This is a genomic window from Streptomyces sp. NPDC048392 (assembly GCF_043200575.1).
Classification (GTDB): domain Bacteria; phylum Actinomycetota; class Actinomycetes; order Streptomycetales; family Streptomycetaceae; genus Streptomyces.
Map to the genome: position 1 here is coordinate 127,598 of NZ_JBICYB010000005.1, position 13,819 is coordinate 141,416.

Sequence of the window (13,819 nt, forward strand, 5' to 3'; positions counted from 1 at the left end):
GGGGGGGGGGGGGGGGGGGGGGGGGGGGGGGGGGGGGGGGGGGGGGGGGGGGGGGGCCGGGGGGGGGGGGCGGGCGGGGGCGCCCCCCCCCCCCGCCCCGCGGTGGGGGGGCCGCCTTGATCCAGTAAAGAAACTCTGAACAGCTCCGCCGAGCTGGGCCCGTGGCCGGTCATGCGCCATGCGGTTTCCTCGCCCTCCCAATCCGTTTCGCATCCCCGCCGCCGCTATAGACATGAATGGGTGCATTTCTGCCTATTTGCTTCGCTGATCGGCGAACTTTATCCACAGGCAAATCGGTCCAGGGTTGGAGCTGTGGAAAAGCGCGCGGCAAATCGCACCGACCGTTATCTATTCGTGATCTTCCGGCTGTCACACCCGGGCGGATTTTTGTACCTGGTAGCAGGTGAGGGCCGGGAATCGGCGGCGCCTGTGGGTGCGAGGGGAGGAGCGGACAAGGTCCCGCACGAGAGGAGCAGGGAAGTGGCGAGGGTCACATTCGCCCGGGGTCACACACGACCGGAAAAGCGAACCCCTATAGGCATCCCTCGCCGCGAGGGGCGAAACATAGCCGACGATCGCCGGTTACCCAAACCGGCGATTCTCCGGACCATTGATGTTCCTCGACGAAGGAAGGGAGAAGTGTGATGTTGGCCGCAAAGCGCGGGGTCAGTGGAGCGTTCGTTCGGATTCAAGCCGAGCGCGCCGACTGCAATCCGACTGCTTCGCCTCGCCGTGGGCCTGACGCTCCCGGCTCGTACTGCCTGCCGAGTGGGCGCAAGTTGGTCGTGCCTCCCGCCATGCGGGCCACGCAGAAAGGTTCTTGCCCGCTGGACGGGAGCGTGAGGCCGGGGCCTTCGAACGTGTCCGGTCGGAGCGGTAGACCTGATTCAACAGGCGCGATGAACGCTGGTTGGCCTGCGCGGGCAAGCCCGGATTCGGCTGGCTCTGGGCGGCTGTGTGGGATGCAAGGAAATGGCACGGAAGCAAGGCGGGGAGCGGAAAATGACCGAGCATGAAATAGCCGTGCTGGATGCGGAGTTGACCGACGTATGCGCAGCGGTTGCCCGGTTGGATGCGATGGTGCAGCGGTTGGCGACGGCTATTTCCGCGGCTGCGCCTCCACGATCTCCAGAAGCCGAGCCACCGTGCCCTCAAGCCGCTTGATGTCGGCCTTCATGGCCTTCATGTCCTCGGCGAGTGATTCCGCGCTGGGGCCGGGAGCGTTGTCGGCTGTCACGAGCCGATCCTCTTGGCCCTGCTCGCCGGGGGCTGCTTCGGCCGGCGCGGTGGTGGCGCTATTGCGGACGAAACTGCCCCGGCCCTGAACGCTGTAGATCAGCCCTTCGCTCTTGAGGAGCCGTAGCGCGTTCTGCACGGTGCTGCTTGCGATTCCGTACCGGTCCTGGAGGGCGCGGGCAGAGGGCAGCTTGTCGCCGGGCTTCAGTCGGCCGGTGCTGATTTCTCTGCGCAGGACCTCGGCGGCCTGGACGTAGGGCGGCCGGGAGTCGTCTTCGAGCGGCAGTGTCATGCCCGCAGGATACGGCGCTTACCCCACACGCGATACACCCGCGTCACCCTTGTGTGGCGTGTGTAGCGGGACAGCCGGTGTGCGGGTGTTGCGTGTGTGGCGCGTGTCGTGGTTAAGTAGTGGTGCGGCCGGAACCCCCCGGCCCGAATCGAAAGGAAGTGCCTCCATGGCTCGTATCCGTGTTGGCCTGCTCCCGTCGGCGTCGTTCATGGTCGGCAACATGGCCGTGCCGAAGTACGCGGACGCGGAGAAGACGCAGTTCGCCGTGGACCGTGAAACCGGCGCGAAGCTGTTCACGATCACCCTCTTCTTCATGGAGGAGGACCGCGCCGAGGCGCTGAAGATCACCGTTCCGGAGACCGGTCTGCCCAACGGCCTCAAGCCGGGTGTGCCGGTGATGCCGGTGGAGCTGTTCGCCACCCCGTGGGCCCGGATCTTCAACGGTTCACTCTCGGACGGCATCGCGTACCGCGCGGACCGTCTCGACCTGGTCGGCGGTGCCGCTCCGAGCGCTGACGCGGCGTGAGCGTTCCTGACTCCTCCCGCACCTGCCGCGACGACTTGCTTCGGCGCGTCGCGGCGGTGTGGGAGCGCGGAGGCTACTCGCCCGGTGAAGCCCTCTTTCGCGCGGAGATCTGCCTTGTCATCGCCGGGCCCCCCGTCCCCTGGGCCGATCGCGTGGCCGCGATCAGGAAACGAAGGAAGGAAACAAAGTGACGCTGAACGACGTGAGCGAGGTGATGGGCTACGCCCCGGTCCTGATTGGGGTGGGCCTGGCTGCCCTCGCGGTGTGGGCGCTGATGTGGGTGGTCCGCTACCTGCGGGCCGATGCCATGACCCGGCAGTCCATTCGGCAGGCCGTGCGGGTGCGGCGGACCTGGAAGCGACTCGCGCAGATGCTGAAGCTGTGCGCCATCGACAAGATGCCGACCGCGCTGGCTTCCCTGTCGAACGCGGACGGCAAGCCCGTCAAGCCCCGTGTCCTGGTCCCCACGCTGAAGGTGACGCATGACGCGTACGGGGTGATCGCACGGGCGGGCTGCCTGCCCGGGGTCGGCCTGGAGCAGTACCAGAAGGCTGCCCCGCACCTGGCGGACGCCTGGCGGTGCACGCGGGTGGCGGTCACCCAGGATGAGCCGGGATCGGTCGTCATCCGGGGCGTGCGGCTCGATCCGCTGAAGTTCCCCACCGAGCACCGTCCCACGGGCAAGGTGCCGGAGAAGGTGGCCCGGTTGGATCTCGGCGTGGACGAGTACGCCCAGCCGGTGTCCGTCGACCTTCGGCACGTGACCGGTATGGGCGTGGCCGGCCTCCCCGGCAAGGGCAAGACGTCGCTGATCAACAGGCTTCTGTCCGACTGGGCGCCCGCGCCGTGGGTTCAGTTCGCCTGCGCGGACGGCAAGGTGTCCGCCGCGTATGAGGGTGACTATGCGGACTGGGTAAGGCGCATGTTCGCCTTCGTGGGTGATGACCTCGAAGAGGCCAACAAGCTGTTCCGGCGGCTGGTGGACCTGCGGCGTGTGCGGTCGACCCTGGTGCGCGATGTGCTCGGGGTGAAGTCCATGTGGGACGTGGACCCGTCCGAGAAGTGGCCGCTGGTCGTGCTGATCATCGATGAGGCGCACACCTACTTCCGCGACCACAAGGGAAGCGACCCCAAGACGAAGAGGCTGGCCGCGCTCGCTGCCGAGAACGCCCGGCTGGTGGAAGACCTGGTCAAGAAGGGCCGCTCGGTGGGCATGCTCGTCATCCTCGCCACGCAGAAGAGCACGGGCGACGCCATCCCGACGTTCATCCGCGACGTGTGCCCCATCGGCCTGAGCTTCGCGCAGAAGACCGCCGAAGCCGCCGTTGCGGCCCTCGGTGAGGACATCCGGGACTGGCCGGACGCCAACCCGATCAACCTTCAGGACCCGGCCTACGTCGGCGTCGCCTCGATGAACCACCAGTCACAGCCCGGCTTCACCCGCATCCGCACCCCGTACGTGCCAGACGAGTGGGCGGCTGAGATCGCGCACGAGACCGCGCACCTGACCGCCGACCCGGCCGACCTGCTCCCCACCGTCGACCTCACCAAGATCGACCCTGACGACGACGGTTCCACGCCGCTCGCGGCCTGACGACCTGGCGGCCAACGCCCCATCCCCTCTGAGAGGAGGTGAAACCCTATGTCTGAGGACCGGATCACTCAGCGCACCGTCACCGTGGTCATGGGCATCATCGCCCTCCTGGCCTTCGTCTTCTCCTTCGGCAACGTCTGGGCCCTGGCCCTGCGCCTGGGCGTCCCCGCCCCCATCGCACCCCTGATCGCCCCCATGGTCGACCTGTCCGTGGTCGGGCTCCTGGTGGCCCTGCGCTACCTCTCCCTGCGCGGCGTCCCGCCCGAGCAGATGAGGGCGGCCACCCGGCTCATGCACGTCTCCGGCCTGCTCACCCTGGCCCTCAACATCGCCGAACCCATCACCGCCGCGCACTACGGCCGCGCCGCCGTGGACGCCGTGGCCCCGCTGCTGCTCCTCGGCTGGGGAGCGGTCGGCCCCCAGCTCCTGCGTTCCTTCCACGCGGTCACCCGCGAAGCAACCGCCCCGGCCCCGGCTGACGAGACGGAAGCGGCACAAGAGCCTGCCCCGGCCCCCGCCCAGCCCGCTCCCCTCACGGCGTCCACCCCGCCCGTCACACCGGAACCCGCCCCGGCCCCGATCGCTCCGGCCCCCGCCGCGCCTGCGGTCAAGGTCCCCGAGCCGCTGCTGACCGAGGCACGCTCCATCGCCGCATCCCACCACGCCGAGCACGGAGAAACGATTACTCCGACCCAGCTCAAGAGGCGACTCGGCATCGGCCTGCCCATGGCCACGGCCCTTCACGCCGCTCTGTAGAGCCGCGCTCTCCCCGCCGGCCTTCCGGCACCACCCGCCTCGCCCGCCCCTGGGCCCGACTCGCCATGCCTGCGGGCAGCAGCCCGAGCGCACTGAATCGCTGCTGCCCGCAGCTTCCACCCTCGCGCCGGAAAGGAGACCCCGCCACCCATGCGCCGCCCCCTCGACCTGCGCCACGTGATCAGCCCCAGCCTGCGGGATCTGATCGAACTGGCCAACACTCACGACTTCGACCGCGTACAGCAGCAGGTACGCGACCTGCGCGGCTGCACCAGCCCCGTCAACCTCCACGGCTTCACCATCACCACCGACCAGACCACCAAGGAAGTGGTCCGCTCCTACCGCTCCGAGGACGAACCCTCCGGACGCCTGCTGACCACCTGCGGCAACCGCCGCTCCTCCCGCTGCCCCGCCTGCTCCCGCGTCTACGCCGCCGACACCTACCACCTCATCAAGGCCGGACTCTCCGGCGGCAAGAACGTCGCCGAAACCGTCCGCGACCACCCCCGCGCCTTCGTTACCCTCACCGCCCCCTCCTTCGGCCCCGTCCACAACCGGCCCACCACCGGCGCGGGCAAGCCCCGCCCCTGCGCCTGCGGCGACACCCACGCCGAAGACGCCCCCGAACTCGGCACCCCCCTGAACCCGGCCACCTACGACTACACCGGCGCCGTTCTGTGGAACGCCCACGCCGGACAGCTCTGGGCGCGCTTCACCACCTACCTGCGCCGTGCCCTGGCCAAGCACTTCGGCCTGACGCAGAAAGCCCTGAACTCCGCCCTGCGCGTCTCCTTCGCCAAAGTCGCCGAGTACCAGAAGCGCGGCCTGGTCCACTTCCACGCTGTGATCCGCTTCGACGGCCCCGACGGCCACACCAGCCCGCCCCCGGCCTGGGCCACCTTCGACGCCCTGAGCGCCGCCGTGGGCCTGGCAGTCGAGCGTGCCCGGCTCACCATCGAGTCCGACGCCATCGGCGAACGCGTCATCGCCTGGGGCGGCCGGTTCAAGGTGGACCCCATCACTGCCCTGGGCGACGGCGAACTCACCGACGCCCGCGTTGCCGAGTACACAGACGCCAAGGTGGCCGGGTACGTCGCCAAGTACGCCACCAAGAACGCCGAAGGCACCGGCACCGTGGACCGCACCCTGATGTGCCGCCCCTGTGCCGGACGCGGCTATGTACGCGGCCCTGACGGCTTCCACGACGTGTGCGCCGACTGCGACGGCACCGGACAGGCCGAACTCATCAAGGCCCTGCCCGTACAGCAGCACGTACGGCAGATGATCCGCACCGCCTGGGCCCTTGGCCACCTGCCGGAGCTCGCCCACCTCAAGCTCTGGAAGTGGGCCCACATGCTCGGCTTCCGCGGCCACTTCTCCACCAAGTCCCGCGCCTACTCCACGACCCTCGGCGCACTCCGTGACGTTCGCCGTGCCTGGCGTCTCGCCCAGGCCGAAGCCGCCCGCGCCCGCGCCGGCCTCCCCGCCACCGACGAGACGACCCTCGTTACCGCCTCCTCGTGGACCTACCTCAGCAGCGGCTACCGCCCCGGTGAGGAATTCCTCGCAGCCCAGGTCCGCCACGACATAGCCCACACCCAACGCCTCAAGCAGGAGGGGGATTTCTCATGACCAACCGCAAGACGACGTTCGTCGGCCGCTTCCACTGCGGCCAAGGCTCCTGGCGTGTCTCCACTGGGACTCAGGAAGTCGCCACGGTCATCGGGCAGCTCTTCGGCAGGCAATCGCCGACCCACGACAGCAACGAAACCGACCACTTCGAAGTGCTGCCCCGATCAACATCCATGCGGGTCGTCATCTCCGGCCCGGAATCTATCAAGGCCGGCCTGCTGACAGCCGCACCCCGCTATGAACCCCAGCCCAGTACTCGCCTCTCGTTCCGCCTCGCCGACGCACACGCCCTCGGCGGCTTCCGCCTCAGTTCCCCCTCATGGGACCTCGCAGAGTCCGTCCCCACGCTGAGGAGGGCACTGTCCGAGACGGACGGGGACGCCCTCTGCGAACTCGTCGCAGAGACAGTCGAGTTCACGACCCGCGACGGTGCGGCGCTGTCCTACTGCCGCCCTTCTATCAAGGTCATCGGCCCTTGGCACAACCCCGACCAGCACGCCGCCTGACCTGAAACACAAACAGCGGTGCCCCCACCTCGTCCATCTGGTGGGGGCACCGCTACGTGACCCTGTCGGGGGACCTTGGGAGTCCGGCCGGGCCCGGTCAGGAGGGCTGCCGACCGGCCGGGTCTCCGCCGGGATCGTCGGCCAGCTCGATGACGGCGGTGATCCGCTTGCCCACCGGTTCCCGGTGGACACAGAACGTCTGGGACACCGCCATGGTGATCTCAAGGCCGTGCTTGCCGATCCGTTCCGGGTCGGCCGCCTCGATGGACGGCAATGTGGTGCTGCTGTCCCACACGCTGATCTCGACGGCGCCCTCGACGATCTCCAGGTCCAGCAGGCACGGGCCTGGCGCGTATTTGCGGGCGTTGGTGATCAGCTCGCTCACCACCAGCTGCACCATGCCCATCGCCCGCGCCGACACCGGCAGCCCGTGCACGGCCTGCACCGTGGTGAGGAAGTCGCGGGCCATGTCCCGGGCCTCGGCGATCTCCGCACTGCCCTCGAACGCGGCACCGGCCCTGATCGGACGGTCGGCAAGAGGCTCCTGGCCCTCATTTTGGGCAGCAGCATCCATGGACCCGCCTCACTTCCGAAGCGCCGAGCAGTGCCCACCCCGCATACCCCCCAAGCACCGCAGCACGCGCAAACCGGCGAGGTCTGTTTCCAGAAATGCGCTGCGGGTATCCCCACCTGAGAAGAGTCGGGTGGAGGGAGCGGAACGTGAGCGAGCAGGCCGGGCAGTGGCACTTCCTCACCAACCACGCCCGGGTGCTGTTCACCATCGCACGCGACCCTGCCGCCCGGCTCCGCGACATCGCTGCGGTCTGCCGCATCACCGAACGCACCGCGCAGAGCATCGTCACCGACCTCGAACAGGCCGGCTACATACGCCGCGAACGCGAGGGACGGCGCACTCGCTACATCCTCTGCGCAGGCGGCACCCTTCGCCATCCAGCAGAGGCACACGTCCCCGTCCGGGAACTGCTGGACGTCTTCACCGCCCACGACAGCCGGCGCTGACCAGCGCCCGACCGCTGGGCCGAGTTCTCCCAAGGCTGCCTCGGCAATTAGCAGTTTGGCTCAACGATCGTCCGCTAGATCAGGACCTTTCCAAGATCCCCGACAGCATCAGCGGTGCCCCCACCTCGTCCGTCTGGTGGGGGCACCGCTGCGTGTGTCCGGGACGTCGGCGTCAGCCCTGGCTGTCAGCCGCGTCGGCCTCCTGTTCGCTCTCCTTCGCCGCTGCCGCCCGCCGCATGTGCCCCTCCTCGCCGAAGTACACCGACAGACGCGACGTGTCCAGCTTCTTGCCGCCACGCCGCGCGGGTGCCACCTCCACGTAGCCGCCTGCGTTCAACAGCAGATCTCGCTTACCGGCCACGTCCGAGCGCTTCCACTGCTCGGCGTGCGTCTCTCCGGTCGGCTCCGCCTTCACGCCGCCCGGCTTCGCCGTTCGCTGCCTCTCCTTCAGAGTCGCCAGTCGCTCCTCCAGCTTGGCGTACTGCTCCGCGTACCGGATCGCTCCATCGTCGCCCCTGAACAGGCCCCGGTCGTAGCGGTCCTTTTGCAAGTCGGCCAACGCTTCCTCGGCCTGCCTGATCTGCGGCCGGAAGTCGTCGCCCACCTCCTGGACCATCCGCATCACGGAAAGGTGCCCGTACTTCGCGAGGAACTGCTCGGTGACGTGCTCCTCGGTGGTCACCCCCGCCACGGTCGGCCCGTAGCACTTCACGCCTGGCTTCTCCTCCCCCTTCGCCGCCCGCTGGCGATACTTGAGAGGGCCGATGCACCGGTACCGGAGCTGACCGTTGCGCCCGCTGAAGGTGTACATGCGCTCGCCGCAGACTCCGCAGTGCATGATGCCGCGCAGCAGCGACGTCCCCTCCCGACGTTTCTCACCGGGATTGGCCCGGCGCTCCAACTCGTCCTGGAGCACCTGCCAGGTGTCCGTGTCGAGGATCGGCGGGCGGTTGACCAGGGGCAGACCGTCCGTCCGCAGGATCGGCTTTCCGTCCTCGATGACCTGGCCGAGCAACTGTGGGTTGCCCAGCATGCTGCGCAGCGTCGTCGTGTACCACTGCTTGGAGTCGCTACGCTTGCCCGTGGTCTGGCGTGAGGCGTGGCCGGGCGACGGGACGCCCTCCTTGTTGAGGTCGTTGATGATCTGCATGAGCGAGTCCTTGGTCAGGACCCGCTCCACGATCCGCTTGATCGTCTTGGCCTCGCCCTCGTTGACTGCAAGGACCTTGCCCGCCCCGTTGGGGTTGGGGACGACCATGTACCCGTACGGGACCCGACCGCCGGTGTACCGACCCTCGCGGCGCAGGTGCTCGTGCGCACTGGACACCCGCATGCCGATGGTGTCGGACTCCAGCTCGGCGAAGACCGCGATCACCTTCGCCATGGCCCGGCCCATGGACGACGTGAGGTCGAGCGGCTCCGTCGCCGACGCGAGCGCAACGCTCTGGTGCTCGGCGAGTCGCATGATCTCCGCGAAGTCGACCGTCGAGCGCGCAAGCCGGTCGATCTTGAAGAACACGATCACGTCCAGCTCGGCGAGCCTGGTCAGGATGCGTTGCAGTCCCGGCCGGTCGAGCCCGCGCGAGAAGCCCGAGACGTCGATGTCCTCCTCGGCGGCTACGACTTCCCAGCCGCGCGCCTCGCACAACGCCTCACAGGCCGCGCGCTGGCGTTCTGGCGAAGTCGTCTCGTCGGTTTCGCGCGATAGGCGAACATAGATAGCGGCGCGCATCCCCGGCGCGCTGGCCGGGACGCCCTTCCGGCGTCGGGCACGGGGCATAGCCCGTGCTGTGACAGGCGTTGGTTCTGTCATGAGACGACCTTATCTCCGGAGGTATGTGTGTCCTGCCTAATCGTCCAGTCCGACAAGACCCTGCTCCTCGAAGTCGACCACGAGCGGGCCGGCGACTGCCGCCGGGCCATCGCGCCGTTCGCCGAACTGGAGCGGGCGCCGGAACACATCCACACCTACCGGGTGACCCCGCTGGGCCTGTGGAACGCGCGGGCGGCGGGCCACGACGCCGAGCAGGTCGTGGACGCGCTCGTCGAGTACAGCCGCTACCCGGTGCCGCACGCGCTGCTGGTCGACATCGCCGAGACGATGGACCGCTACGGCCGCCTCACCCTCTCCAAGCACCCGGCGCACGGACTGGTCCTGTCGACCACCGACCGGCCGGTGCTGGAGGAGGTCCTGAAGTCGAAGCGCATCGCGCCGCTGGTCGGGGCCCGCATCGACGCCGACACGGTGGCCGTGCACCCCTCCGAGCGCGGGCAGATCAAGCAGACGCTGCTGAAGCTGGGCTGGCCGGCCGAGGACCTCGCCGGGTACGTCGACGGCGAGGCGCACCCGATCGAGCTGGCCGAGGACGGATGGGCGCTGCGCCCGTACCAGAAGCAGGCCGTGGAGAACTTCTGGCACGGCGGCAGCGGGGTCGTCGTGCTCCCCTGCGGCGCGGGCAAGACGCTGGTCGGGGCCGGTGCGATGGCGCAGGCCAGGTCCACGACCCTGATCCTGGTCACCAACACCGTCTCCGCCCGGCAGTGGAAGCACGAGCTGGTCAGGCGCACGTCGCTGACCGAGGACGAGATCGGCGAGTACAGCGGTACGCGCAAGGAGATCCGGCCGGTCACCATCGCCACGTACCAGGTGCTGACGACCCGGCGCAAGGGCGTCTACCCGCACCTGGAGCTGTTCGACTCCCGGGACTGGGGACTGATCCTCTACGACGAGGTGCACCTGCTGCCGGCGCCCGTCTTCAAGTTCACCGCCGACCTCCAGGCGCGGCGGCGGCTCGGCCTGACCGCGACCCTGGTGCGTGAGGACGGACGCGAGTCGGACGTGTTCTCCCTCATCGGGCCGAAGCGGTTCGACGCGCCGTGGAAGGAGATCGAGGCGCAGGGCTACATCGCGCCCGCCGACTGCGTGGAGGTCCGGGTCAACCTCACCGACTCCGAGCGGCTCGCGTACGCCACCGCCGAGACGGAGGAGAAGTACCGCTTCTGCGCGACGACCGACACCAAGCGGAAGGTGACCGAGGCGATCGTGCGGCGTTTCGCCGGGCAGCAGATCCTCGTCATCGGCCAGTACATCGACCAGCTCGACGAACTGGGCGAGCACCTGGGCGCGCCGGTCATCAAGGGCGAGACGTCCAACGCCCAGCGGGAGAAGCTCTTCGAGTCCTTCCGCCAGGGCGAGATCAGCGTCCTGGTCGTGTCGAAGGTCGCGAACTTCTCGATCGACCTGCCGGAGGCGACGGTCGCCATCCAGGTGTCGGGCACGTTCGGGTCGCGGCAGGAGGAGGCCCAGCGGCTCGGCCGGGTGCTGCGTCCGAAGGCCGACGGCCACCAGGCGCACTTCTACTCGGTCGTCGCCCGCGACACCCTCGACCAGGACTTCGCCGCCCACCGGCAGCGCTTCCTGGCGGAGCAGGGCTACGCCTACCGGATCATGGACGCGGACGAGGTGCTGGCGGAGGACGCCTGAAAAAGCGCTCCGGGCTTCTGGCGGCGGCGGACGCCGGCCTCCTCGCCGTACTCGCCGAGCACGACCACGTCGAAGGCGGCGCCGGCGAACACCCTGACGGCGCGCAGGGTGTCACCGAGCCGGTGCCGGTGGCTGCCGGCCACGGGCGTGGCACCGGACGGGCGGCCCGGTGCCGGGGCGGGGGAGATGGTTGCTGCGCTCATGTCTCCATGGTGCGACCGCGCACCCCCGGACGGCATCGGTCTGCGGACCGAATCCCCGCCGCCCTCCGCTACGCCCGTGGAGGGAGCGCGTCCCCCGGAGCGGATGACGCGATCCCCTAAGGGTCGGGGGCGGCGGGCGGGGGCGGGACGGGAGCCGGGCAGAGACCCCGACAGGGCCGGACAAACGGTTGGCCCGTCCCGCCCCCGCTCCCCTAGACTCTCCGCTCTTGCCCGCCTCCCCCACGGAGTGCTGCCGTCCGGACGGAAACCGGCCGGCCCACCGCGCGCACCCCGCGCCCACCGCACCGCAGGTCATCCGGAGGCACTCCCTTGTCCACGCCCGTCCACGACGACCCCGTGTCCGACCCGCCGTCCGGCCCGCTGACCGATCCGCTGACCGGCCCGCTGACCGATCCGCTGACCGATCCGCCGTCCGACCCGCTGACCCGGGAGCGGTCCCACCTCGCCGCGTCCCGTTCCGCCCTGCGCGCCATGCGCGAGGACGTGGAGTCCCTCGACATCACCGACGTCACGGCGAACTGGGTCAACGCCGCCGTGCTGGAGAACCAGATCGAGCAGCGCGTCAAGGCGCTCGCCGACCTCAGCCAGACCCCGCTGTTCTTCGGCCGGCTCGACTACCTGCACGCTCCGGCCGCCGAGCGGGCCGAGGGCGGGGAGGGCGAGCGTTTCTACGTCGGGCGCCGGCACGTGCACGACGCGGACGGCGACCCGATGGTGATCGACTGGCGGGCGCCGGTCTCGCAGCCGTTCTACCGGGCGTCGAAGAAGGACCCGCAGGACGTCTCCCTGCGCCGCCGCTTCGGCTACACCGGCGGCGACCTGACGGCGTACGAGGACGAGCACCTGCTGGACCCGGCCGAGGCCGCGACCACCAGCAGGCTGCTCCAGCAGGAGATCGAGCGGCCCCGCGTCGGACCGATGCGGGACATCGTGGCGACGATCCAGCCCGAGCAGGACGAGATCGTGCGCGCGGGGCTGGCCGGCTCGGTCTGTGTGCAGGGCGGCCCCGGCACCGGCAAGACCGCCGTCGGCCTGCACCGGGTCGCGTACCTGCTGTACGCGCACCGCGAGCGCCTGGCCCGCACCGGCACGCTGGTGATCGGGCCGAACCGGTCCTTCCTGCACTACATCGAGCAGGTGCTGCCCGCCCTGGGCGAGCTGACGGTCCGCCAGGCCACCGTCGACGACCTGGTCGCCCACGTCGAGGTGCGCGGCGCGGACGAGGCGGCGACGGCGGTGCTGAAGGGCGACGCGCGGATGGCGGAGGTGCTGCGCCGGGCCCTCTACTCGCACGTCACCCCGCCCACCGAGGGCGTCGTCGTGGTGCGCGGCTCGCGCCGCTGGCGGGTGCCGGCGTACGAGCTGGAGGAGATCGTCCGTGAGCTGCTGGCCCGTGGCATCCGCTACGGTGCCGCCCGCGAGGCGCTGCCGCAGCGCGTCGCGCACGCCGTGCTGGTGCGGATGGAGCGGGCGGGCGAGGCGCCGGACGACCGGGTGCAGAACGCGGTGGCCCGCAACGCGGCCGTGAAGGCCCTGGTGAAGTCGGTCTGGCCGCAGGTCGATCCGGCCAGGCTCGTGCTGCGTCTTCTCGCCGACGCGGACTTCCTCGCCGAGCACGCCGAGGGCGTCCTCACCGAGGACGAGCAGAAGGCGGTGCGGTGGGTGAAGCCGGCCCGCTCGGTGAAGTCCGCCAAGTGGTCGCCCGCCGACGCCGTGCTGATCGACGAGGCCACCGACCTGGTCGGGCGCACCCACTCCCTCGGGCACGTGGTCCTCGACGAGGCGCAGGACCTGTCCCCGATGCAGTACCGCGCGGTGGGCCGGCGCTGCACCACCGGCTCGGTGACCGTCCTGGGCGACCTGGCGCAGGGCACCACACCGTGGGCGACCCGGAGCTGGGAGGAGGCGCTGGGTCACCTGGGCAAGGGCGAGGCGGTGGTCGAGGAGCTGACGGCCGGTTTCCGCGTGCCGACGGACGTCATCGCGTACGCCTCCCGGCTGCTGCCGCACATCGCGCCGGGCCTGACGCCGGTGGCGTCGATCCGCGAGAACCCGGGGTTCTTCGACATCCGTACGGCCGACGCGGGCACGGCCGACGTGGTGGCGGCGTGCCGTGAGCTGCTGGAGCGCGAGGGATCGGTCGGCCTGATCGCCGCCGACGCGCGGGTGCCGCGGCTCGCGGCGGCCCTGGCGGCGGCCGGGATCGGCCACGTCGGCCCCGGGGAGGAGACCACCCGCGCCACCCGCCTGACCCTGGTCCCGGCCTCGCTGGCCAAGGGCCTGGAGTACGACTACGTGGTCCTGGACGAGCCGCAGGCCGTGGTCGACGGCGAGCCGGACGAACGGACCGGGCTGCGGCGCCTGTACGTGGCGCTGACCCGCGCGGTGTCGGGGCTCGTCGTGACACACGCGGCGGGGCTGCCGCCGCAGCTGGCGTGAACTGCGGACACCCCGCCCGGCCGTACCGTCGCGACACATGCGACGGCACCCGTGGGCGCACCGGCACCCGCCACGCCGGGCCGCGCCCCCGCGAGCACACCGCCGCAGCC

11 protein-coding genes and 1 pseudogene are annotated in these 13,819 nt (G+C 70.1%); 8 read left to right on the forward strand and 4 right to left on the reverse strand.

Annotation, left to right across the window (positions count from 1 at the left end):
• Window positions 1-1,099: 1,099 nt before the first annotated feature.
• Window positions 1,100-1,528: a GntR family transcriptional regulator gene (locus tag ACGFYH_RS10395; RefSeq protein ID WP_393802712.1), complete on the reverse strand. Its 429-nt coding sequence runs from the start codon at window positions 1,526-1,528 to the stop codon at window positions 1,100-1,102.
• Window positions 1,529-1,694: 166 nt separating this feature from the next.
• On the opposite strand from ACGFYH_RS10395, the gene ACGFYH_RS10400 reads away from it, so the two are divergent.
• The 5 genes from ACGFYH_RS10400 to ACGFYH_RS10420 all read left to right on the forward strand — a co-directional run bounded on the left by ACGFYH_RS10400 (window position 1,695) and on the right by ACGFYH_RS10420 (window position 6,542).
• On the forward strand, window positions 1,695-2,054 hold the full coding sequence (locus tag ACGFYH_RS10400; RefSeq protein WP_393802713.1) for a hypothetical protein: 360 nt from the start codon (window positions 1,695-1,697) through the stop codon (window positions 2,052-2,054).
• 187 nt (window positions 2,055-2,241) lie between these two features.
• Entirely contained in the window at window positions 2,242-3,648 is a 1,407-nt protein-coding gene (locus ACGFYH_RS10405) for a cell division protein FtsK (RefSeq protein WP_393802714.1), read from the forward strand.
• 48 nt (window positions 3,649-3,696) lie between these two features.
• Window positions 3,697-4,404 (forward strand): DUF2637 domain-containing protein, encoded by a 708-nt coding sequence (locus ACGFYH_RS10410; RefSeq protein WP_393802715.1) that lies wholly within the window; start codon window positions 3,697-3,699, stop codon window positions 4,402-4,404.
• A gap of 150 nt (window positions 4,405-4,554) precedes the next feature.
• Complete coding sequence (locus ACGFYH_RS10415; protein ID WP_393802716.1) at window positions 4,555-6,036, forward strand: replication initiator; 1,482 nt, start codon at window positions 4,555-4,557, stop codon at window positions 6,034-6,036.
• Window positions 6,033-6,542, forward strand: a complete 510-nt coding sequence (locus ACGFYH_RS10420) for a hypothetical protein (protein WP_393802717.1) — start codon at window positions 6,033-6,035, stop codon at window positions 6,540-6,542. Before ACGFYH_RS10415 ends, ACGFYH_RS10420 begins: the two co-directional genes overlap by 4 nt.
• A gap of 97 nt (window positions 6,543-6,639) precedes the next feature.
• Here the strand turns inward: ACGFYH_RS10420 and ACGFYH_RS10425 are convergent, their stop codons facing one another.
• The gene (locus ACGFYH_RS10425) at window positions 6,640-7,116 is read right to left on the reverse strand and encodes an ATP-binding protein (RefSeq protein ID WP_393802718.1); all 477 of its coding nucleotides are present in this window, start codon (window positions 7,114-7,116) and stop codon (window positions 6,640-6,642) included.
• A 146-nt stretch (window positions 7,117-7,262) separates the two neighbouring features.
• Between ACGFYH_RS10425 and ACGFYH_RS10430 the strand changes: the two genes are divergently transcribed.
• Complete coding sequence (locus ACGFYH_RS10430) at window positions 7,263-7,562, forward strand: MarR family transcriptional regulator (protein ID WP_393802719.1); 300 nt, start codon at window positions 7,263-7,265, stop codon at window positions 7,560-7,562.
• Between the two features lie 172 nt (window positions 7,563-7,734).
• Here the strand turns inward: ACGFYH_RS10430 and ACGFYH_RS10435 are convergent, their stop codons facing one another.
• Window positions 7,735-9,375 (reverse strand): recombinase family protein, encoded by a 1,641-nt coding sequence (locus tag ACGFYH_RS10435; protein ID WP_393802720.1) that lies wholly within the window; start codon window positions 9,373-9,375, stop codon window positions 7,735-7,737.
• A gap of 27 nt (window positions 9,376-9,402) precedes the next feature.
• On the opposite strand from ACGFYH_RS10435, the gene ACGFYH_RS10440 reads away from it, so the two are divergent.
• Window positions 9,403-11,046 (forward strand): DNA repair helicase XPB, encoded by a 1,644-nt coding sequence (locus ACGFYH_RS10440; protein ID WP_393802721.1) that lies wholly within the window; start codon window positions 9,403-9,405, stop codon window positions 11,044-11,046.
• 20 nt (window positions 11,047-11,066) lie between these two features.
• Here ACGFYH_RS10440 and ACGFYH_RS10445 read toward each other — a convergent pair.
• Window positions 11,067-11,249 (reverse strand): annotated as a pseudogene (locus ACGFYH_RS10445) (hypothetical protein); the annotation flags it as partial.
• Window positions 11,250-11,630: 381 nt separating this feature from the next.
• On the opposite strand from ACGFYH_RS10445, the gene ACGFYH_RS10450 reads away from it, so the two are divergent.
• Window positions 11,631-13,709 carry a HelD family protein gene (locus ACGFYH_RS10450; protein WP_393802871.1) on the forward strand — a complete coding sequence of 693 codons (2,079 nt, stop codon included), beginning with the start codon at window positions 11,631-11,633 and terminating at the stop codon, window positions 13,707-13,709.
• The last annotated feature ends 110 nt before the right edge of the window (window positions 13,710-13,819 follow it).